The 21,005-nt window shown below is 65.8% G+C and carries 23 protein-coding genes and 1 riboswitch; of the genes, 12 read left to right on the top strand and 11 right to left on the bottom strand.

The window, feature by feature from the left end; all coding sequences use genetic code 11:
- Window positions 1-28 precede the first annotated feature (28 nt).
- A complete protein-coding gene (locus OG203_RS03760) occupies window positions 29-1,255 on the bottom strand; it encodes an FAD-dependent oxidoreductase (RefSeq protein ID WP_405164245.1) in 1,227 nt (408 codons plus the stop codon).
- Window positions 1,256-1,577: 322 nt separating this feature from the next.
- Between OG203_RS03760 and OG203_RS03755 the strand changes: the two genes are divergently transcribed.
- Together OG203_RS03755 and OG203_RS03750 are read left to right on the top strand one after the other, a co-directional pair.
- Window positions 1,578-2,024 carry a nitroreductase/quinone reductase family protein gene (locus OG203_RS03755; protein ID WP_405164244.1) on the top strand — a complete coding sequence of 149 codons (447 nt, stop codon included), beginning with the start codon at window positions 1,578-1,580 and terminating at the stop codon, window positions 2,022-2,024.
- Window positions 2,025-2,311: 287 nt separating this feature from the next.
- Entirely contained in the window at window positions 2,312-2,833 is a 522-nt protein-coding gene (locus OG203_RS03750) for a hypothetical protein (RefSeq protein ID WP_405164243.1), read from the top strand.
- Window positions 2,834-2,846: 13 nt separating this feature from the next.
- Here OG203_RS03750 and OG203_RS03745 read toward each other — a convergent pair whose 3' ends face one another.
- The 6 genes from OG203_RS03745 to OG203_RS03720 form a co-directional block, all read right to left on the bottom strand.
- Entirely contained in the window at window positions 2,847-3,833 is a 987-nt protein-coding gene (locus OG203_RS03745) for a glycine betaine ABC transporter substrate-binding protein (RefSeq protein ID WP_405164242.1), read from the bottom strand.
- Entirely contained in the window at window positions 3,830-4,561 is a 732-nt protein-coding gene (locus tag OG203_RS03740; protein ID WP_405164241.1) for an ABC transporter permease, read from the bottom strand. The genes OG203_RS03745 and OG203_RS03740 overlap by 4 nt, the downstream gene beginning before the upstream one ends.
- Complete coding sequence (locus OG203_RS03735) at window positions 4,558-5,829, bottom strand: ATP-binding cassette domain-containing protein (RefSeq protein ID WP_405164240.1); 1,272 nt, start codon at window positions 5,827-5,829, stop codon at window positions 4,558-4,560. Before OG203_RS03735 ends, OG203_RS03740 begins: the two co-directional genes overlap by 4 nt.
- Window positions 5,826-6,470, bottom strand: coding sequence for an ABC transporter permease (locus OG203_RS03730; protein WP_405164239.1), 645 nt, complete (start codon window positions 6,468-6,470; stop codon window positions 5,826-5,828). The genes OG203_RS03735 and OG203_RS03730 overlap by 4 nt, the downstream gene beginning before the upstream one ends.
- A gap of 116 nt (window positions 6,471-6,586) precedes the next feature.
- Window positions 6,587-7,519, bottom strand: coding sequence for a TauD/TfdA dioxygenase family protein (locus OG203_RS03725; protein WP_405164238.1), 933 nt, complete (start codon window positions 7,517-7,519; stop codon window positions 6,587-6,589).
- A gap of 160 nt (window positions 7,520-7,679) precedes the next feature.
- Window positions 7,680-8,938 (bottom strand): IS3 family transposase gene (locus OG203_RS03720; protein ID WP_405162070.1). Its coding sequence is split into 2 segments (ribosomal slippage): window positions 7,680-8,665 and window positions 8,665-8,938, totalling 1,260 coding nucleotides; the frame shifts between segments, so codons are not numbered across the junction.
- A 52-nt stretch (window positions 8,939-8,990) separates the two neighbouring features.
- Window positions 8,991-9,137, top strand: a riboswitch (cobalamin riboswitch).
- Between the two features lie 39 nt (window positions 9,138-9,176).
- Here OG203_RS03720 and OG203_RS03715 point away from each other — a divergent pair.
- Complete coding sequence (locus tag OG203_RS03715) at window positions 9,177-9,392, top strand: CbtB domain-containing protein (RefSeq protein WP_405164237.1); 216 nt, start codon at window positions 9,177-9,179, stop codon at window positions 9,390-9,392.
- 30 nt (window positions 9,393-9,422) lie between these two features.
- Entirely contained in the window at window positions 9,423-10,286 is an 864-nt protein-coding gene (locus tag OG203_RS03710) for a CbtA family protein (protein ID WP_405164236.1), read from the top strand.
- Window positions 10,287-10,331: 45 nt separating this feature from the next.
- On the opposite strand, the gene OG203_RS03705 is transcribed toward OG203_RS03710, so the two are convergent.
- From OG203_RS03705 to prpD, 3 genes are all read right to left on the bottom strand, one after another.
- Entirely contained in the window at window positions 10,332-11,441 is a 1,110-nt protein-coding gene (locus tag OG203_RS03705; protein WP_405164235.1) for a bifunctional 2-methylcitrate synthase/citrate synthase, read from the bottom strand.
- A gap of 65 nt (window positions 11,442-11,506) precedes the next feature.
- On the bottom strand, window positions 11,507-12,421 hold the full coding sequence (gene prpB / locus OG203_RS03700; RefSeq protein WP_405164234.1) for a methylisocitrate lyase: 915 nt from the start codon (window positions 12,419-12,421) through the stop codon (window positions 11,507-11,509).
- Window positions 12,421-13,923, bottom strand: coding sequence for a 2-methylcitrate dehydratase PrpD (prpD, locus tag OG203_RS03695; RefSeq protein WP_405164233.1), 1,503 nt, complete (start codon window positions 13,921-13,923; stop codon window positions 12,421-12,423). Before prpD ends, prpB begins: the two co-directional genes overlap by 1 nt.
- A gap of 467 nt (window positions 13,924-14,390) precedes the next feature.
- On the opposite strand from prpD, the gene OG203_RS03690 reads away from it, so the two are divergent.
- The 6 genes from OG203_RS03690 (at window position 14,391) to OG203_RS03665 (ending at window position 17,500) form a co-directional block, all read left to right on the top strand.
- The gene (locus tag OG203_RS03690) at window positions 14,391-14,834 is read left to right on the top strand and encodes an STAS domain-containing protein (RefSeq protein ID WP_405164232.1); all 444 of its coding nucleotides are present in this window, start codon (window positions 14,391-14,393) and stop codon (window positions 14,832-14,834) included.
- A gap of 56 nt (window positions 14,835-14,890) precedes the next feature.
- Window positions 14,891-15,223 carry a plasmid stabilization protein gene (locus OG203_RS03685; protein ID WP_405164231.1) on the top strand — a complete coding sequence of 111 codons (333 nt, stop codon included), beginning with the start codon at window positions 14,891-14,893 and terminating at the stop codon, window positions 15,221-15,223.
- A gap of 18 nt (window positions 15,224-15,241) precedes the next feature.
- On the top strand, window positions 15,242-15,706 hold the full coding sequence (locus tag OG203_RS03680; RefSeq protein WP_405164230.1) for an SRPBCC family protein: 465 nt from the start codon (window positions 15,242-15,244) through the stop codon (window positions 15,704-15,706).
- 103 nt (window positions 15,707-15,809) lie between these two features.
- The gene (locus tag OG203_RS03675; RefSeq protein ID WP_405164229.1) at window positions 15,810-15,938 is read left to right on the top strand and encodes a hypothetical protein; all 129 of its coding nucleotides are present in this window, start codon (window positions 15,810-15,812) and stop codon (window positions 15,936-15,938) included.
- Between the two features lie 50 nt (window positions 15,939-15,988).
- Entirely contained in the window at window positions 15,989-16,909 is a 921-nt protein-coding gene (locus OG203_RS03670) for a CHAD domain-containing protein (protein WP_405164228.1), read from the top strand.
- Between the two features lie 210 nt (window positions 16,910-17,119).
- A complete protein-coding gene (locus OG203_RS03665) occupies window positions 17,120-17,500 on the top strand; it encodes a PLDc N-terminal domain-containing protein (protein WP_405164227.1) in 381 nt (126 codons plus the stop codon).
- Here OG203_RS03665 and OG203_RS03660 read toward each other — a convergent pair whose 3' ends face one another.
- Entirely contained in the window at window positions 17,501-18,511 is a 1,011-nt protein-coding gene (locus tag OG203_RS03660; RefSeq protein WP_405164226.1) for a hypothetical protein, read from the bottom strand.
- A 74-nt stretch (window positions 18,512-18,585) separates the two neighbouring features.
- Between OG203_RS03660 and OG203_RS03655 the strand changes: the two genes are divergently transcribed.
- Entirely contained in the window at window positions 18,586-19,047 is a 462-nt protein-coding gene (locus tag OG203_RS03655) for an alpha/beta fold hydrolase (protein ID WP_405164225.1), read from the top strand.
- Between the two features lie 233 nt (window positions 19,048-19,280).
- Window positions 19,281-20,948 carry a bifunctional 3'-5' exonuclease/DNA polymerase gene (locus OG203_RS03650; protein WP_405164224.1) on the top strand — a complete coding sequence of 556 codons (1,668 nt, stop codon included), beginning with the start codon at window positions 19,281-19,283 and terminating at the stop codon, window positions 20,946-20,948.
- Window positions 20,949-21,005: the final 57 nt, after the last annotated feature.

Here is a 21,005-nt window from a genome sequence, read left to right as displayed (position 1 = left end):
TGGGCTCACCCGTCCCAACTGGTCATCGTCAGAAGTAGGCCCGCGCTCCCGGGCGCGGCACCGGAACCTGCAGCGGACCGTTGGCGAGCCACGCGCCCGCGGGCCAGACGACCGGGGCGAGTTTCGCCGCGATGGCGCGTTTGGCCTGCGTGGTTCGGTCGGTGCCGCGCATCTGTCGCAGGGCCTTGGAGGAGATGTCGCGGTTGTGGATGCCCCAGCGTCGACTGTGGTCGGCGGCGCGTTCGATGATCTCGCGGCGTCGAGTGGGGTCGGTGGCCTTGGACGCGTGCGCGATCGCGGTGGCCGCGTCGGAGGCATCGAAGACACCGGAGTTCAGGCCGCGTCCGCCCCAGGGGGAGAACAGGTGCGCTGCTTCGCCGGCGAGGATTACGCGGCGGTTGGCGTCGGTGTAGGAATCGGCGACGACCTGGTGGAAGCGGTAGGTCGAGATCCATTGGACGTGATCGCCGTACCAGGGATCGACGACCTTCGAGACCCACTCGCGCACGCCTTCGGGGCTGGACAAGTAGTCCACGTCGTCGGTGGGCAGGCACTGCAGGTCGATGCGCATGCCGGTGGCGAACGGCATGTGCATGACGTTGCGTCCGTCGAGGGCGGGGTCGTTGTAGTGGAAGTAGCCGTTCATCGGCGTTGTGCCGTCGGGGTTTTCGTCGACGTCGACGATGATGAACGGTGTCTGGTCGGTGACGCCCTCCATGGTGACGCCGATCGCCTTGCGGGTTACCGAGCGGGCGCCGTCCGCGCCGATCACGTAGGCGGCGGCGAGTTGCTCGCCGTCGGCAAGGGTGATCGTCACGCCGTCTTGGGTCGTGTCGATATCTTGAACCGCTGCGTCCCAACGGAATTCGACGCCGTGGGCGAGGCATTCGGCGAAGACGATCTTCTCGGTGTCGCGCTGCGGGAGACTGCTCGCGAGATGCGGCAGCACCTTGCGCACCGAAGCCAGCTGCTGGTTGAACACTCGACGGCCGCCGTAGTAGGCCTCGTAGCCCGTCGGCAGCACTCCGGCGTTGATGATCTGCTGACCCAGGCCGGGCCGCAGCTGGTTCAGCCGGCGCAGTGTCGGGAACATCAGCGCGATCGCGCGACTGCCCGGCCGCACCCGATCCTGCGGCTCAGCTTCCAGGACAACGACTTTCAACCCCTGACGAGCCAGGGCGAGTGCGGCGATCAGGCCGACCGGTCCGGCGCCGACGACGACGCAGGGCTCGGCGTCCGATGGTTGATTCCCCATTACGACCTCCATGTCAGGGCGGGTGAGCGCAAGTAAGTACGTTACCGTAGCTACGGTAGCGTACTTATGGCGATCAAGTGGCCGGGTGGCATCCCGTCGGCCCGCAATAGTTGCGATAACGTAGCTACGTACAAGTAACTAGCGTCTGGTGGAGAGCGGGCGGCCCGTCGACGCATGGTAGTTACTGGCACATAGCTACGTAAACGTATCTAGATGGAATAGCGGCGCGACCTGTCTAGTTCCCGCGATAGAGGTGTTCCCTACCGGGGGGTAAGGTGGGGATGTCCAAAGCTCGGTTCCGGTACAGCGTGGTTAGGACCTCATGCCATCGAATTTCGCTCTCAAGACGATGAATACGGCGCATCGAGTGCTGTTGAAGGTCAGCTGCGGCAAGCTGGGCAACGAGTTCGGCGGGATGCCGTCGGTCGAGCTGGTGACCACCGGACGCAAATCGGGCCGCGAGCACGCGGTGCTGCTGACGGCGCCGATCGTCGACGGGGACACCTATGTGGTCGTCGCCTCTCGCGGCGGTGACCCGACACATCCGGCGTGGTTCCTGAATCTGCGTGACAACCCGAATGTCCTGGTTTCGGTGCGCGGCGGACCGCGCCTGCCGATGACCGCCCACATCGCCACCCCGCAAGAACGGGCCGCGCTGTGGCCGCGAGTGACCGCCCAGCACAAGGGCTACGCGGGCTATCAGGAGAAGACGACGCGCGAGATCCCCCTGGTGTTGCTGACCCCGGTCGGGAACCCCGCGTCGAACTGACTTTTGTCCGAATTGCGATTCCGTCGGTCGTCTTCGGCCTGATCGGAACTCTGACTGTCAGAGGCGAGATTCGGCGATTCGCGTTGCGCAAACAAGAAATACTTTGCCGTTCCGGTGGTTTCGTTGTAAGGCGACCCTGCCGATGACGGACGGCTTTGTGATATCCATCGGCTATTGATGCGCCATTGACAACTGACGTATCAATGCTGAATTCTTGCGACGCGTGAAATTCGTCGTATCCCGGCCCGGGACTCGAACACCCGCCTCCGCCGGTCTTAGGAGAATTGATGACTTTGCCCCAGTGGCCCGACCACGACATCACTCAACTACGTGAGGTCGCGGACCGAATCGCGACTCTCATCCAGCGGAACGTGGAAAGCACCGGGGGACTGCCCCGTTTCGTCGACGCGCTGCGGCAGAGCGGGCCGATCGCGGAACTGCTGATCGAATACTCGGTCCGCTGGTTCAACGACAACAATGGCGAATCGGTCCTGCTCGGGCCGGAACTGTATTGGCTGCTGACCGAGACCGTGCCGATCGAGGACCGAGGGGTCGCCGGTGAGGGATTCGGGCAGGCGGGCATGAACTGCCACCCGGTCACCCGCACCAGGCAGATGTTGCTGGTCTGCGTGCTGGAGAAGCTGTCGACCAGGCCGTGGCGCCCGGAAACGCCCGAGGAAGCCGCGGCGATGGTCAAGCGCCGCTACAGCGACACCGCGACCCCCGTGCTGCCCACCCGTGCGAAACAGCACGCGAAGCAACAGGCCGGCGGCGTCGAAGGTGTGATCACGACGTCGCAGTTCCCGTAAGCCGGCCCGAGCGCTACTTGACCAGCTGCTCGCTCTTCAGCCAGTCGTAGGCCACGTCGGCCGGATCCTCGCCTTTGATATCGACGCGACCGTTGAGGTCCTGCATGAGCTGATCGGTGAGGTGTTCGGAGATCGTCCCGATCAGGCCGCGCAGCTGCGGGTAGCGGTCGAGGACGGCGCCGCGCACGACCGCCGTGCCGCTGTAGGGCAGGAAGAACTTCTTGTCGTCGTCGAGGACAACCAGATTCAGGTTCTTGACCCGGCCGTCGGTGGTGTAGACCATGCCGAAATTACACGGCGCGCCCTTGGCGGTCGCCGTGTAGACGACGCCCGCGTCCATCCGGGTGACGTTGCCGGACGGTACGCCGTTCGGATCGTTGTACGGGATACCGTATTTCTGCAGCATCGGAATGAAACCGTCTGAGCGGCTGAAGAATTCGTCATCGACGCAGAAGGTGCGGTCGGGCACCGGGAGCGCGGCCACGTCGGAGAGCGACTTCACGTGCAGGCGTTCGGCATTCGGCGTCGACGCACCGAAGGCGTAGGTGTCGTTGAAGTTCGCCGGCGGCAGCCACTCCAGGTTGTTCTCGCGCTTCTCGATGTCGTTGACCCGCTGCCAGAGCTCCTTCGGGTCAACGATGGTCTCGGTCTCGTTGTGGTAATTGACCCACCCGGTGCCGGTGTATTCCCAGAGGATATCGGCGTCGCCATTGAGCTGCGCCTGTCGAGACGACGCGGAACCCGGTGCCCCGGTGAGGTCTTTGACCTCGGCACCCGCCGCGGCAAGATAGGTCGCGGTGATCTTGCCGAGCAGCACGCCCTCGGTGAAACTCTTCGACGTGACGACCAGCTTGGCACCGTCCAGGGGCTGCGCACCATCCGGCAGCCGCGCCTCGTGGAACGTGCCGGACGAGCTGACCAGACCGCACCCGGCGAGCATCGACATCGTGACGACGAGCGCGCCAAGCAGCGTGACCCGTTGGGCGCGTGCCGTTTTCATGAGATGCCTCGCGGGGTCGCGGCGAGCTCGACGAGTCTGCCGAGCCAGTCGATGAGCAACGCGAGCAAGCCGACGAGGATCGCGCCGGAGATGAGCAGCTTGGGCAGGAAGAGGGTGACGCCGGTGGTGATCAGCGTGCCGAGGCTGGTCGCGCCGATGAACGTGCTCAGCGTCGCGGTGCCGACCAGAATGACCAGCGCGGTGCGCACCCCATTGAGGATCACCGGCACCGCGAGCGGCAGCTCGACCTGAAACAGCGTCCTTGTCCCCGAGAAGCCGATGCCGCGCGAGGCCTCGATCGTGCGGTGATCCACCTGCCGCAGCCCGACGATGGTGTTCTGCAGGATCGGCAGAATCGCGTACACGACGAGACCGACTATCGCCGTGCGGAATCCGGTGCCAAGCCAGAAGGTGAACAAGACGAGCAGGCCGACCGCGGGCGCGGCCTGACCGATATTGGCGACATTCACCACGATGGGTTCGAGCCGCTGCAACGCGGGGCGCGTCAGCATGACGCCCAACGGAATCGCGACGACGACCACGATCAGCGTGGCGACCAGGGTCAGCTTGATGTGCGCGAGGATCGTGGTCTGCAGGTTGTCCCAGCCGAGCGAGGCCTTCTCCGTCAGGGTGAACGTCGTCGACCGATACCAGAGGACATAGCCGATACCGATCACGGCGATGATGATCGGCTCGAACCACACGTCGAGCGGAACACGGCGGCTCATGACGGCTCGGCCGATCCGGGTTCGTCATCGGCGGCCACCACCGGGGTCGGCGCCGGATCTGTTCCGTCGACGTAAGTTTCGTACGAGAGATCCGCCTCGGCGGAACGCACCTCGGCGAGTTTGGTCTGGATCGTCTCGGTCACCGAATCGATGCTGAGCGAGCCGACGACCGCGCCACGGCCGTCGGTGACCAGCGCGGCACCCTGACTGGCCGCGAGCATCGCGTCGAGCGCGTCGTTGAGGGTCGAGGACCGCGCGACGACCGGCAGCCGCCGATCGAGGAAGTCGGAGACCTCCGGTTTGCTCGCCACCTCGGTGAGCGACGGCCACGACCGCGGCCGCCCCGCCTCGTCGACAACGACCACCCAGGTGTGCCCGGCGGCCTTCGCGCGGCCGATCACCGCCTGTGCCGACTCGCCGACCCGGGCGGTCATCACCTTGTCGTACTCGACATCGCGCACCCGAGACACGGTGAGATACGCCAGCTTCGCGCCCGACCCGACGAACTCCTCGACGAACGGTGTCGCCGGATCGGTGAGGATCTCCTCCGGCCGCGCGTACTGCTCGACGCGCCCGCCCTCGGACAGGATGAGCACCTTGTCGCCGAGCTTGGTGGCCTCCTCGAAATCGTGCGTGACGATCACGATGGTCTTACCGAGCTCGTGCTGGATCGCGATCAGGCTGTCCTGCAGGCGAACCCGGGTGATCGGGTCGACCGCACCGAACGGCTCGTCCATCAGCAGCACCGGCGGATCCGCCGCGAGCGCGCGTGCCACACCGACGCGCTGCTGCTGGCCACCGGACATGTCCTTGGGCAGCCGGTCGGCGAAGGTGCCTGGATCGAGACCGACCAGATCGAGCAGGTACTCGGTGCGCTCGGCGATCCGCTTCTTGTCCCAGCCGAGCACCCGCGGGATCGCGCCGACGTTCTTGGCGACCGACCAGTGCGGAAACAGGCCACCGGACTGGATGACGTACCCGATCGACTGCCGCAGCTTGTCCGGATCCTCGCGGGTGACATCGCGGCCGCCGATAAAGATCCGGCCCTCGGTCGGCTCGATCAGCCGGTTGATCATCTTGAGCGTGGTGGTCTTGCCGCAGCCGGACGGCCCGACGAACGCGACGATCTCGCCCGCGTCGATATCGAGGTCGAGCCGCTCGACCGCCGCCGACTCCTGCCCCTTGTAGCGCTTGACGACACCGTCCAACTTGATGTCCGCGCCGGTGACGTTGCGCTCCGGGGCAGACTGGCTGGTCACATCGGTCATGAGAGGCCCTTCGCGATCGTGAGGCGTCCGAGCAGGACGAGCAGCGCGTCGAACACCAACGCGATGAGGACGATGAGGATGGTGCCGGTGAGCGCCATTTCGATGGCGTTCGCGCCGCCGAGGCGAGAGAGGCCGTTGAAGATCAGCGAGCCGAGGCCGGGCCCGAGGACGTAGGCGACGATGGCGGCGACGCCGACGATCATCTGGGTGGAGACCCTGATGCCGGTGAGGATCACCGGCCAGGCGATCGGCAATTCGACGGTCAGCAGAATGCGCCAGCGCGAAAAGCCGATACCGCGGGCGGATTCGATGACCGAGGCTGGCACCGACCGCAATCCGACGATCGCGTTGCCGATCACCGGCAATGCCGCGAAGAACGCCAACATGATGAAGGACGGGACAACGCCGAGCCCGAACGGCACCAGCAACAGCGCGAGCAATGCCAGCGAAGGAATGGTCAGCGCGACCCGGCTAGTGGTCAGCGAGAGCGCGGACAACAGCGGCAGCCGATATACCGCCACGGCGATCAGAACGGCGACGACAGTGCCGACCAAAACCGTCTGAAATGCCAGGGAGGCATGCTGATAGGTGAGAAACGCCAGAAATTCTCCCCGGCCGCGGAGATAGCCCCATAGATTCACGCGATTCCCATCGTCGGCGGTCCCTGTATATGCGTAGTCACCGGGCGCGAGCCGTCAAAGCGTAATCGAGGCCGCGCGTTCGGCTCTGGATGGCGCGCGGCGGGTGAATCGCTGAATTATGCCGCTGTCGTAAGTGGGTCGATGGCGGAGTAGTACTCGGCGTTGCCCGCGATCACGGTGCTCGGCGCGCCGTCGATGCCGACGGGGATGGTGCCAGCCAGGGTGATGCGGGTCAGCCTGCGGTGTTCGCGGCTGTCGTAGTCGTCGATGGCGTAGTGCTGGGTGGCGTGGTTGTCCCAGATCGCGACGTCACCCAGGGACCAGTCCCAGCGGGTGGTGTTCTCCAGGCGCGTCACCCGGTCCTGGAACAGCCGGAACAGCGCCTGCGACTCGCTGCTGGACACGCCGACGATCTGCTTCACGAAGCAGCCGAGCAGCAGCGCGCGTTCACCGGTCTCCGGGTGCACGTGCACCACCGGATGCTCGGTCTCGAAGTAGGTTGACTCGAACTCGCGACGGTAATCGGCGGTGTTCTCGTCGGCGTGCTGCTCGGTCTCGACGGCGTAGTCGTACTGGTTGGTGTGCCGTGCGCGCAGGCTCTCGGCCAGCCGCTTGAGCGGTTCAGGCAGCGCGTTGTACGCGGCGACGGTCGACGCCCAGGTGGTCGAGCCGCCGTAGCTGGGCAGGGTGACCGCGCGCAGGATCGATGCCTTCGGGACTCGATCGACGAAGGTGACGTCGGTGTGCCACACGTTGGAACGGCCGTGCCGGGAATCGATGGCCAAGCTCTTCACACCCGCCGAGGTGAGGGTCGGGTGCGGGGTGGTCGGGCGGCCGAGCAGTTCCGCGAACTCGTACTGTCCGTCCTCGGTCAGGTGCTGCTGTCCGCGAAAGAAGATCACCCTGTGCTTGTTGAGCGCCGCGCGGATGGTGGCCATTGTCTCCGCGTCCAGGCTGCCACCTAGTTTGACCCCGTCGATTCGCGCGCCGATGGTGGCACCGAGCTTGACCACTCGCACACCGGACTCCGCTGCGTTATCGACGGACATACCAAGGCCTTTCGCTTCAACCAGACAGACAGAACAGACGTAACCACGCTGATTCGGGCCTGACCAGCTTTACGGTCACCCAGATCCGAACGAGAACAGCGGGCCACGCTCGGGTAACGAGGTCGGGTGATCCTGAACCGTCCCCACTTTCCGGCCGGCTTCATGGTTGAGTCATCACCGGCTGGGATGGCTGTTGTTGAGCGTAATAGGCGGCTTCGTACTCGACGGGTGGGATATGGCCGAGCAGGCTGTGCAGCCGCTGGTTGTTGTACCAGTCGACCCATTCCATCGTCGCGTACTCGACATCGTCGAGCGCCCGCAGTGGCCCGGTGAGAAACGGGCTGTCACGGGCGAGGGCTTCGGTCTTGAACAGCCCGATCGTCGACTCCGCCAGGGCGTTGTCGTAGGCATCGCCGATACTGCCGATCGAGGCCGCAATCTGTTCTGCGGCAAGGGTTTCTGCGAATCTTATCGAGGTGTATTGCGATCCCGCGTCGCTGTGATGGATCAATCCATCCTCAACGGCGTGACCATCGTGATCGCGCCGCCACAGCGCCATTCTCAGTGCGGTGGTGACCATGGCAGTGTCCTTGATCGTGGCGGCCTGCCAGCCCACGATGGAACGGGAGAAGCAGTCGATCACGAACGCCACATACACGAACCCCGACCAGGTGGGCACGTAAGTAAAGTCGGTGACCCACTTGCGATTTGGCTCGGTTGCGGTGAAGTCGCGGTCGAGAAGGTCCGGGGCGCGGCGATGACCGGCGCCTTTCCCGCCGATCGTGGTGCGGTGTTTGCCGCCGCGGACCACGCCCGACAGACCTTCGTCACGCATGAGTCGGTCGACGGTGCCGATCCCTACCTGGAGGCCCTGGCGGCGCAGATACGGGGTCATCTTGCGGCGCCCATACATTCCCTCGGGCGTGCCGATGGTGGCCAGCAATGCGTCGGTCAGGCGCGCGTCGGTCACTGTCCGCGCCGAAGCCGGCGCGGTTTTCCAGTTCCGATAGGTTCGTCCGGCGACCTGCACGCCCTGCTCGGTGAGCACGCGACAGATCGGATCGACCCGGAAACCCAGCCCCCGCATCTGATCGATGAACGCACAGATCACCGGCGGCGCGGGTCGATCTCCCGCGCGAAGAAAATCGAGGCAGCTTTCAGAATCTCGTTGGCCTCCTTCAGATCTCGGACTTCGCGTTCGAGTTCTTTGATCCGCGCCTGCTCCGCACTCGTCACACCGGGAGCCTTCCCGGTGTCAATCTGGGCCTGCTTCACCCAGACCCGCAACGACTCCGGGTGGACACCGAGCTTCGGGGCGAGCGCCTGGCAGGCGGCATACGCCGACGGATACCCGTCGAGGCGGTCCAGCACCATCTTCACCGCACGCTCACGCTGCTCGATCGGATAACGCTTGGGCATGGCCCACATCCTTCACAAGGAAAGAAGCGGCCGAAAAGCCGGGGCGGTTCATCCTTGACCCGTGGATTCGGCCGCTTCTAGAGTTGATGTCTGCTGGGTGTGAGGAATCTGGTGTGAGTCCAGAGCGGTCGCGCCGCTGTGAGCACGCTTCGAATAGTGGTGTGTGAGTCAGAAACTCGGCCCGGCAGGAAGTTTCATCCTGGATGTAGGGACGCGTAATCCCTGGAAGGAGTCCCGCATGGCCACCTATGTACCGCATGCCGGTGTGACGGTCCGCCCGCTCAGTGCTTCGGTATCGACCACGTTGTGGATGGTCGGAACCGTGCTCGGGGCGTTGCTGATCTATTACTTCATCGGCATCGACCAGGGCGCGGTGTCGGTGTTCGGCAGCGATACGCACGTGCACGAGTTCGTGCACGACGCACGGCATTTCCTCGGCTTCCCATGCCATTGATCCGGCCAGGCCGGAGCGGGTGGTAGCGGGATGGAAAAACAGATCATCGGCCGCGGTCTGCTCGCCGGAGCGATCGGCGGCTTGTTGGCGTTCCTCTTCGCGCGGATCTTCGCCGAGCCGGTGATCCAGCGCGCGATCGACTATGAAAGTGGTCGAGACGAGGCACAGGAGACGCTGGACAAAGCGGCGGGGCATCCGATGGGAGACATGGGTGCGGAGGTGTTCACCCGGTCGGTGCAGTCCAATGTCGGCATCGGCCTCGGCATGATCCTGTTCGGCGTGGCCATGGGTGGATTGTTCGCGGTGGTCTACGCCCTGAGTGTTGGCCGGGCCGGAAAGGTTTCGCCGCGCAATCTGGCGTTGCTGTTGGCCGGTGGGTTTTTCGCGGCGTTGTACCTGGTGCCGTTCCTGAAGTATCCGGCGAACCCGCCGTCGATCGGGCATCCGGACACTATCGGGTCGCGCACCGGTTTGTATCTGGTGATGGTGGTGTTGTCGTCGCTGTTCCTGTTCGGGGCGGTGCTGCTCGGGCGGCGCCTCGCACCTCGGTTCGGCAGCTGGTCGGCGAGTCTGCTCGCGGCGCTGGCGTTCGTGGTGGCGATCGGGATCGTGATGCTGCTGCTGCCGCAGTTGGGGCATCTGTCGGCCAATACCGCCGAGTTCGGCAGGCAGGCGACGGAAACGCCGCAGCCGCTGCGAGATTCGTCGGGTGCGATCGTGTATCCGGGTTTCCCGGCCGATGATCTGTATCGTTTCCGGCTGTATTCGCTTGCCGCGCAGGCGATCCTGTGGCTGGCCATCGGTCTGGTCTTCGCGACGTTGACGGGCAAGTTGTTCGAGCCGACAGGTGGGCGAGACGCGGCGGTAGCGAGTACCGCCAAGCCTGCTGCTTGACGGTACTCGCCGAGCGTCGGCGTGGTTCGTGGGAAGGTGTTCGGATCAGGCGACAACCGAACGCTGTGGCACGCCGACGTATTCGCTCAACGGGCGGATCAGCGCGTTGGATTCGCGCTGCTCGATGATGTGCGCGGCCCAGCCGGTGATGCGGCTCATCACGAAGATCGGCGTGAACACCTCGATGTCGAAACCGAGCAGGTAATAGGCTGGCCCGGTGGGGAAGTCGAGGTTGGGCTTGATGCCGGTCGCCTCGTTCATGGTGCGCTCGAGGATCTCGTACATCCGCACCCACTTGTCACCGGCGGTGGCGGCGGCGATGTCGATGAAGGCCTTCTTCATCGTCGGCACGCGGGAGTCACCGTTCTTGTAGACGCGGTGCCCGAAACCCATCACCTTGTCTTTGTTGGCGAGCTTGTTGCGCAGCCACTGCTCGGCAAGGGCGGGGTCGTCGATCGCGATCATGTCGTGCATGACCGCCTCGTTGGCGCCGCCGTGCAGCGGGCCCTTGAGCGCGCCGATGGCCGCGGTGACCGCGCTGTAGATGTCCGACATCGTCGAGGTGACCACGCGCGCGGCGAAGGTGGAGGCGTTGAAACTGTGCTCGGCGTAGAGGATCAGCGACACCTCGAACGCCTTGACCAGTTCCCTGGACGGGACCTTGCCGAAGCACATGTTCAGGAAGTTCTCGGCGAAGCCGAGGTGCGAGTGCGGCGCGATCGGGTCCTGACCGTGGCGGCGGCGGTGGTCGGCCGCGACGATGGTCGGCAGTACCGCCATCATCCGTAAAGCCTTGGCGCGGTTGGCCGCCGGGCTGTTATCGGCTTCAGCCGGATCCTTGGCACCGAGGTAGCTGATCGCGGTGCGCACCACATCCATCGGGTGGCAGGTGTCCGGCATCTTCGTCACCAGCGACAGCAGCGACCGATCGGCGCGGCGTGCTGCGCGTTCCTGTTGGCAGAACCGTTCCAGCTGAGCGTCATTGGGTAGTTCGCCGTACCACAGCAGGTAGGCGACCTCCTCGAAGCTGCAATGCTCGGCCAAGTCCTGCACGGCGTAGCCGCGGTAGGTCAGCGAGTTGGTTTCCGGCACCACTTTGGAGACAGCGGTGGTGTCCACGACGACACCGGCAAGACCCTTGTGGATAGTCGGCATGGCGGTATCGGGCCCACCCGTCGCCCAGCCACCACCCCTCATCGAATCGCGATGCGATGCTGTCGTCATTGGTCCCCGCTCAGGCTGAAATTGAAGATGTCGGAATCGAATTCGTTGTAGCGCTCGTAGTCGAGCAGTTCGTAGAGTCGGCTGCGATGCTGCATCCGATCGAGCAGCCCGGCCTGCGTGCCTTCGGCGAAGATCTCGCGCAACCCGGACTCGGCCGCCCACATCGCCAGGCGCAGCGTGGAAACCGGGTAGATGACCGCGTTGTAGCCGATCGACTCCAGCGTCTTGGCCGACAGCAGTTCGGACTTGCCGAACTCGGTCATATTGGCCAGCAACGGAATCGAGACGGCAGCGCGGAACTTGGCGAAATCATCCTCGCCGGACAGTGCTTCGGTGAAGATCAGGTCCGCACCCGCGTCGGCATAGGCTTTGGCGCGTTCGATGGCGGCGTCGATGCCCTCGATCCCGGCGGCGTCGGTGCGCGCGCAGATCACGAAATTCGGGTCGCGCCTTGCGGTTACCGCCGCACGCAACCGACGCACCATCTCCTCGGTCGGCACAACGGCCTTACCGTCGAGGTGGCCGCAGCGTTTCGGATTCACCTGGTCCTCGAGATGACAGCCCGCGATTCCGGCGTCCTCGAGGATCGTCACGGTGCGCGCGGCGCTCATCGGCTCACCGAAACCGGTGTCGGCGTCGATGAGCACCGGCAGATCGGTGACCCGCGCGACCTGCTGCCCGCGCTCGGAGACCTCGGTCAACGTCGTCAACCCGATATCGGGCAGCGCGAGATCCGCCGAAACCACCGCGCCGGAGACGTAGACGCCTTCGAAGCCGATCTCCTGAATCAGCTTGGCCACCAACGGATTGAACGCGCCGGGGAACCGCTGAATGCTGTCGGAAGCCAAGCCCGCGCGGAATGTCGCGCGCTTATCGGTGGCCGAGGTTGCCGGGGCAAGCAGGCCCGACATCAGAACAGCCCCTTCGGCAGCTGCGGCGCCCGCGCCAGCACCTCGTCGGACACCGTGAACGACAGTTGGGACAGCTCCGCGGCACTGAGTTCGGCGGTGCGCTGCGCGACATCGAGGAAGCGATCCTGCTCGGCCGGTGCGATAACACCCTCGGCGAGCGTGCGGAACTTCGCGATGTACTGCTCGCGGGCGAACGGCCTGGCACCGAGCGGGTGCGCGTCGGCGATCGCGAGCTCGTCGACGATCAGCTCGCCGCTCTTCAACGTCACCTCGGCCCGTGCGCCGAATGCCTTCTCCGCGGGATCGGTGGAGTGGTAGCGCCGGGTCCACTCGGGGTCCTCGGCGGTGGAGATCTTGCGCCACAGCTCGACGGTGTCGGGCCGCTGCGCGCGCTCGGGGGCGTAGGACCGCTCGTGATGCCAGGTTCCGTCCTGCAACGCGACCGCGAAGATGTACATGACCGAATGGTCGAGGGTCTCGCGTGAGGCCGTCGGGTCGAACTTCTGCGGGTCGCCGGAGCCGGTGCCGATGACGACGTGGGTGTGGTGGCTGGTGTGCAGCACGATCGAGGCGATCTGGTCGAGATCGCCGATCCGGTCGCGCATCCGGCGGGCCAGGTCGATCGGCGCCTGGCTCTGGTACTCGGCGGAATGTTCCTTGGTGTAGGAGTCGAGGATGGCCCGCTTGGGCTCGCCGGGGCCGGGCAGCGGCACCGAGTACTCCTTGTTCGGACCGCCGAGCAGCCAGGCGATCACACCGTCCTCGCCCTCCCAGATCGGCGACGGCGCACCCTCGCCGCGCAGCGCACGGTCGACCGCCTCGACGGCCATCTTGCCCGCGAACGCCGGTGCGTAGGCCTTCCAACTGGAGATCTCGCCCTTGCGCGACTGCCGGGTCGCGGTCGTGGTGTGCAGCGCCTGGCCGACGGCCTGGTAGATGGTCTCGGTGTCCAAGCCGAGCAGGGTGCCGATGCCTGCGGCGGCCGACGGGCCGAGGTGGGCGACATGGTCGATCTTGTGCTCGTGCAGGCAGATCGCGCGCACCAGATCGATCTGGATCTCGTAACCGGTGGCCAGGCCGCGGATGAGGTCCCGTCCGGAGCGCCCGGCGTGCTGGGCGACCGCGAGGATCGGCGGGATGTTGTCACCGGGGTGCGAGTACTCCGCGGCGAGGAAGGTGTCGTGGAAGTCGAGTTCACGCACCGCGACGCCATTGGCCCAGGCCGCCCACTCGGGGGAGTAGCTGCCGCCGACACCGAAGACGGCCGCGCCAGGCTGGTAGGGGTGCGACTGCGCCTGGGCGCGGGCATTGGCGACCGGGCGCCGGGTCAGCGAGGCCGCGGCGACCGAGGCGTTGTCGATGATCCGATTGACGATCATCTCCGCCGTCTCCGGCGCCACCTCGACCTGGTCGGTGGCGACCTCGGCGATGCGCCACGCGAGATGCTCGTCGCGCGGAAACCGCTCGGCGGAGCGGTGGGTACGAACGAGATGATTCTTCACCGTCGAAATCCTCCAGACATTGATGTATGCGATCTATTTCGCACGCTACGCACAGCAGATCCCCGCGGAAACGCCTCGCAAATGCAGATATTTGCGGACAGGAACCTGCGAAGTTGTGAAGGTTGTGTGAGACATCTCGAAACGCCAGTCCGCCACCGCGTTTCGCTGCTCCCGCGTCGGCGGCGCTCAGCGCGCCTTTCGGTAACTCGGCAGGCCCATCCGCGTCGATGAGGACAATGCCCTCAACATCCCGTACACGCCGGGCGACCAATGCGGCTGACACGCTCGATGTTCGCTGTTGTCTCTTGACGCGGCCGCAGGGTATTTTTGCAGGCAGGTTCAGACACGAGCCAACGGTAGCCGCCGCCTCGGGCAGGCTCGCTTCGGCGCAGCCGTACTCCGGCGCGGGCTACGACCGAATCACGCTGGGCGGCAGGTCCGTCCGGCGCTGGCACGGAGCGTTGCGCATGACGAATCAGGTAAGTCCTCGGCAGCCCCGAATGTCTCGACGGCTCCTTTCGCATAGCCACCATTCGGCGAAAACGAGCGAGTTCTCCCGCGGTCAGCTCCGAATCCGCGGCAACACGCCGCGCCCGGGCATCCGGGTGCTCACCGTCATCGGCGAGCTCGACCTGGCGACCGCACCACTGCTGGACCGGGTCGTGCGCGACAGCGAAAGCACCCCGGCCATGGTCGTCGATATGAGCGAAATCGGCTTTCTGGGATTTGCCGGTGTCGACGTGCTCGTGCGGGCCGCCGAGCGCGCCGACCATTGTCGGCGACGGTTTGCTGTCGTGGTGTCGACCCGGCCGACACAGCGGGTTTTCGAATTGACCGACGCGTACGCCCGCATGTGGTGTTTTCCGCGGGTGGATATCGCGTTGTGCGCTGTCACGGACTCCGGTTCATAGACCCCGGTCGGTTTGCCGCGCTGCGCGCGGGTATTCGGCGAGCAGGAGGTGTGATTATGCCTAAGGAATGGACAGCCAAGCAGGAACGACAGTACGAGCACGTCCGTGATTCGGAAAAGTCGCAAGGTGCGAGCACCCGCCGTGCGAAGGAAATCGCGGCGCGGACCGTCAACAAGAACCGCGCTCAGGCAGGTCAGACCAAGACCGCGAGCCGGACGTCGCTGCAGGACAAGTCGCCGCAGCAACGCGGCGGCGAGCGATCGGGACGCCGCGGTCCCAAGGGCCCGACCCGCGACCAGCTGTACAACGAGGCGCGTCAACGCGGTGTCAAGGGTCGTTCGAAGATGACCAAAAGCCAGCTGGCCCAAGCGCTCGGCGGCAAGAAGTAAAAGAGGAAAGGGGTACGTATGAGCAGCACGTTGGCCGCCACCGTTGATGTCGAGGTACCGGTTCGCACCGCCTACAACCAGTGGACGCAGTTCGAGTCGTTTGCGGAGTTCATGGAGGGCGTCGAGGTCGTGCAGCAGCTCGACGACCGGCACACCCACTGGCGCATCCACGTCGGCCCGGCGACCCGCGAGTTCGACGCGACCATGACCGAACAGCACCCCGACGAACGGGTCGCCTGGAAATCCGACAACGGACCGCAGCACGCGGGCGTGATCACCTTCCACCGCCTCGATGACACGCACACCAGGATCACCGCCCAGATGGAGGTCGACCCCGAGGGTTTCGTGGAGAACGCCGCCGACCGGCTCGGCGTGCTGAAGCACCGCGTCAATGGCGATATGCAGCGCTTCAAGCAGTTCATCGAGAGCAGGCACCACGAAACCGGTGCGTGGCGCGGCGATATCGCACGCCCCGACGCCTGACCAGACCGGCAGTGACATCTTCCTGCGCGAGATCCAGGACGTATGGGATTGGGCCCGACCGCATTTCGACGGACGTGCCCGTCGCGGTGCGCAACGTCTAAACTTGCCGACCGATGCGGAGAAACTGGCTGACCTCGCTCCCGACAATCGCGCCGCGGCACTGGCGGCGGCGTTGGTCCGCGTCGCCTTGGATGACCAGATCGCCGAACAGGTCCTCGACGAGACTCGCTGACATCGGGCCGTCGCTTGTTTCGCGTCCACCTGGCAGGGAACGCAGTATCGATGAAGGATGTAATCGAACGCGAGAGTAAACGGGAGGTCGACCGAGTCGTCACTGCACCGGAGCGGCCAGCGGTGACCGTCACCGTGTCCAAGGCGGAACGCGCGATACACGAGTACATGAGCGCGCAGATCGATGCGATGCTCGCCGGGGATGTCGCGCTGCGCCGGGGCGAGGATGCGATCCACGACACTCGGGTCGCGTCGCGGCGGCTTCGCAGCACGCTGCGGGTATTCGGCAAGCTGCTGGATGGCGCCGCGATCCGGGGTATCGAGGACGAGCTGAAGTGGTACGCGGGACTGCTCGGCGAGGTACGTGATTGCCAAGTCCAGCGCCGCCGGCTTGCCGAGAAGATCGATGAGCTGCCGCCCGAACTCGTCTTGGGTCCGGTGGCGGCGCGCATCGACGCGACGCTGCTCGGTCGGCAGTTGACGAGCCGTAAGGCGCTGGCCGAGGCGATGGACTCGCCGCGCTATCTGGAACTGCTTGCGACCCTGCAGGATTGGCAATCGCGGCCACCGTTCGGGCGGTGGATTCGTCAGCGCGAACTCGTGCGGCGGGCCCGCAAGGCCGCGCACAAAGCCGATCGCCGACTCGACACCGCGTTGCGGAATCAGCGTGACGAGTCGTTGCATCGTGCCCGCAAAGCCTCAAAACGCGCCCGCTACGCCGCCGAGCTGCACAAGCCGGTCAAGCAGCGCTCGCGGGCGAAGGCGAACATCACGTACTACAAGCAGGTCCAAAGCGTGCTCGGTGACCACAACGACGGCGTCGTCTCGGCCGAATTCCTGTGGCGAATCGCGACGACGGCAGGCACGGCGGGCGAGCAGAACGGCTTCACCTACGGCCTGCTGTACGCGAACGAACAGCACGCGGCCGACACCGCGCGACACGATATCGCCGATATCGCCGCGCACAGGTAGTCGTCGAACGGGGCCGGTGAACCCGTGTGGAAAACGGTTCGGTGGTCCGATAGGGTGTGCGGTATCGCGGCCGCGGGGGTTGATTGGGGCCGCTCCATTGTTGAAGTTTTGCCAGTTGCGGGCAGCCCATGCCCGGACCGGTTGGGGGAGATTCGCCGCGAATCACCACACGGACAGGTCGTCGGCTGGCATGCGTACGAGGAGGTACCAATGCCATACGCGATCGTGGGTCTGCTGACGTTGGCGCTGTGGGTCTACTGTCTGATCGACATCATCACCTGCCCCGACGCGGGCATTCGACACCTGCCCAAGATGGGCTGGCTCGTCGTCGTCATCCTGATACCCACCGTCGGCGCCCTGCTCTGGCTCTTCGCGGGCCGCCCGCTCAACGAAACCGGCCCGCGCTCGACGACCGGCTACAGCGAGTACGACCGGCCCGGCCGCTACGTCGCCCAGGATCCGGAAGCCGACGAGGCATTCCTTCGTGGCCTGCGCGAGCGCGCCGAACAGCAGCGCGCCGAAGCCCGCCGTCAGGAAGCCGCCCGCCAGAGTGAGGTCGACGCGCGCCGCGAGCGGGGCGAACAGTTCTGATTACTGCGGCGGGTTCCAGCGCCGCGCCAGCTCATCGAGCCGATCGCGGATTCGCCGAATCCGTTTGTCCGGTGATGTTTTCGGTGTGCACAACGAGACCGACAGTGGACTCAACGACGTTTGCGCCGGGTCGGGCACCTGCGGGTGTTGCAGCACGCCGCCGAGTTCCGGCCCGTAGCCCAGATCGACCACGATTCGATCGGTCCGGTACTCGGTGCGGTCCGCGATCGGCCGCACCGCGAGCGCCACAAGCTCGGGTATCAGCCGCACCAGCAGCGCGGGCGCGAGGCCGACGATCACCGTGGCCGCCGCGACCGTCGGGCACGCGACGAGGACCCTGCTGAGCACGGTCCAGCCGACGGAGAAAACCCGGGAACTGTGCGCGGGTAGTCGCCGGGCGATCGCCTCGCCGACGGCGATCAGACCCAGACCCGACATCAACGCCCGCTCGATCCACACCACGGGCAGGTTGTAGTGGCGAAACACCAACTGCCAGAACGCTGCTCGCCCCTGCACCCGTTGCGCGAGCTGATGGGCGAGCACCGCCTCCAACTCCCGCGGACTGAGCCGCTGCAACGAGTCCGGAGATATCGTGATCATTCGATTCGGCACCACGCAGCGCCGGTCCTTCTGCCGCAGCCACAGCGTGTAGGACGACGCGGGCACACCAGCCTTGTGTGCGACCTTCTCCCATGCGGGGCTCAACGCGCGCTGTTCGTCGGACGTCGGCTGCCGCAGACCGAAGATCCATAACAACCATCGGCGTTCCGGACCGCGGAAACACACCGCACTCCAGACGGCACACGCCAGAAACCAGGCCGCGGGCAGCGCACCGGGAACATCGACACCGAGCGCGCGGCCAAGCCCGTAGAGCAACACCGTCAGCACCGCCGCGGACGGTAACGCAGACAACAGCAGCACGATCCACGCCCGCACTCGATCCGCGGTCGAACGCCGGGCAACAGCAGTTCCGCCTGGGTAATTCGCCTTGGCGATCACTTCGGAGGTCATGCCCGACGACGGTACAGCGAATTCGGACCACATCGTGACCAGCGGTGGGTGAGCTGTGACGAAGCAGGACAGCCATGGTTGACCCTGACGCTGGGTCAACCTCGCAGCATGGTTCGGATGACGACGAACATCGGTGCGACGCAGTTCACAATCCAGCACAATGGCGTGACGATTCCGGTGTCACGCGGCGGCCACGGTACCTCAGTGATCTCGTCGCCGTGCTGACGGAGCTGGACCTGCCCTCGCCCGTGCTCGCCGGCCATTCGCTCGGTGCGGACACGGCCGTGCACTACGCGTCCGCGCACCCGGACGCGGTAGCCGAGCTGGCGCTCATCGACGGTGCGAATCCGGTCCCCGAACCGTTCCGCACCGAAGCCGAGCTACCGGAGTCACGGGCTGCTCGTCACCCACGCCCCGGCGATCGCGGAGATCATTGGATGCAAACATGCAGACTCGGCATGTTTCACGCGATGCAAACATGCCGACCATGCCAATCCGTAACCCGCTGCGGGCCAAGGAGAATGGTCCGATGTTGACCATCGGCGAGCTGGCGTCCTACGCCGGAGTGACGGTGCGCGCGGTACGTCGACGACATCGAGATCGCGCCACCATTCGCCAAGCTGCTCGACACGCTGGCGCTCGACGCGGCGTCGTCGGCCCGTCGACTGACGGAACTGCTGACCGAGCGTGGCTGGACCGGCTGGACCAAACTCGAACGCGTCGACCCGGATCGGAATTGATGTCGGTGCCCGATGCAAGACTCTGGGGCATGCGATGGGCGGTGGCGGAGACGGGCGATGGTGGCGCGCGTTTGTGTCCACTCGATCAGGACGGCCGTCCCGCGGGACCGGTGCTGCGGGAGCCATCGCTCGCCGAGGCGGTGCGCGCACGCCCCGAGGTCGAGCGCTGGGTCTGGCGGTCAACGGCCGAGATATACCGGCCGTTGCTCGCGGCGGGCGTGCGGGTCGAGCGCTGCTACGACGTGCAGGCTGCGGAGGCGTTGCTGATCGGCCATGAGGAAGGCCAGTCGGGTCAGGCCCGTTCGCTCGCGGCCGCGTGGGCACGATTACACAACCTGCCGGTTCCGCCGGACGCGCCAGCACGGGCCGCCGAGACTCAGCCTTCGCTGTTCGAGTCGGGCCCGGTGCCGCTGCCGCCCGGCATCGACGAATTCACCGCGCTGCTGGAGGTTTACGCGGAACAGGTGGCCCGCACGGCGAAGGCCGAGCATCCCGACCGAATGCGGCTGCTGGTTGCCGCCGAATCGGCGGGCATGCTTGTCGCCGCGGAGATGTCGCTGGCTGGCATCCCGTGGCGTGCGGACGTGCACCGCGAGTTACTGGACAGGCTGCTCGGCGAGCGTTTTCCGGGCGGGCTGGAACCGCGCCGGATGGCGGAGCTGGCCGACGAGGTGTCGCGGGCCTTCGGCGTTCGGGTCCGGCCCGACCTGCCCAACGACATCATCAAAGCCTTCGGCCGCGCTGGAATCGAGCTGTCCTCCACCCGGAAGTGGGAGTTGCAGCGGATCGATCACCCTGCGGTAGCGCCGCTGCTGGCCTACAAGTCGCTCTACCGCCTGCACACCGCCAACGGCTGGTCCTGGTTAGAGCAGTGGGTGCACGACGGCCGCTTTCGTCCCGAATACCTGCCCGGCGGCACGGTTTCCGGCCGCTGGACCACCAATGGCGGTGGCGCCCTGCAGATTCCGAAGGTGATCCGGCAGGCGATTCGCGCGGACCCTGGCTGGCGCCTCGTGGTCGCCGACGCCGATCAAATGGAGCCGCGTGTCCTCGCGGCGATCTCGCGCGACCCTGGACTGATGGAGGTGGCCGGTCGCGGCGAAGACCTGTACGCGGATCTGGCCGCCCGTGCCTTCGGTGGTGACCGGGCCCAGGCCAAGATCGCCATGCTCGGCGCCATTTACGGCCAGACCTCCGGCGATGCCCGCACCCACATGGCCGAACTGCGTCGGCGTTATCCGGCGGCGGTCGCCTATGTCGATGACGCGGCTCGCGCCGGTGAGCAAGGCAGCCTGGTGCGCACCTGGCTCGGTCGTACCTGTCCGCCGCTGTCCGCCGAATCACCAGAGCTGGCGGATCTGGCTCAAGAGGAGGTCAGCGGGTATGGCAGCAGTGCGGCCGCGCGCGCTCGCGGCCGCTTCACCCGCAATTTCGTCGTTCAGGGCAGCGCCGCTGACTGGGCGTTGTTGGTGCTGGCTGGCCTGCGTTCCACGCTGACTCGTGCGAGCCTGCGTGCCGAACTGGTCTTCTTCCAGCACGACGAGGTCATCGTGCACTGCCCGGCGGAGGAGGCCGAGACGGTCGCCGAAGCGATCGCGGCCGCGGCGGAGACCGCGGGCCGGATCGCCTTCGGGCCGACCCCGGTGCGGTTCCCGTTCACGACCGCGGTGGTGGAGTGCTACTTCGACGCCAAATAGCGAAGGAGCTGGCCGAACCGCTGTGGCGGCTGGACCAGCTCCTCCGGATCTAGCGTT

This window comes from Nocardia sp. NBC_01499 (assembly GCF_045040275.1).
Taxonomy (GTDB): Bacteria; Actinomycetota; Actinomycetes; order Mycobacteriales; family Mycobacteriaceae; genus Nocardia.
This window is presented reverse-complemented; position numbering and strand designations above follow the sequence as displayed.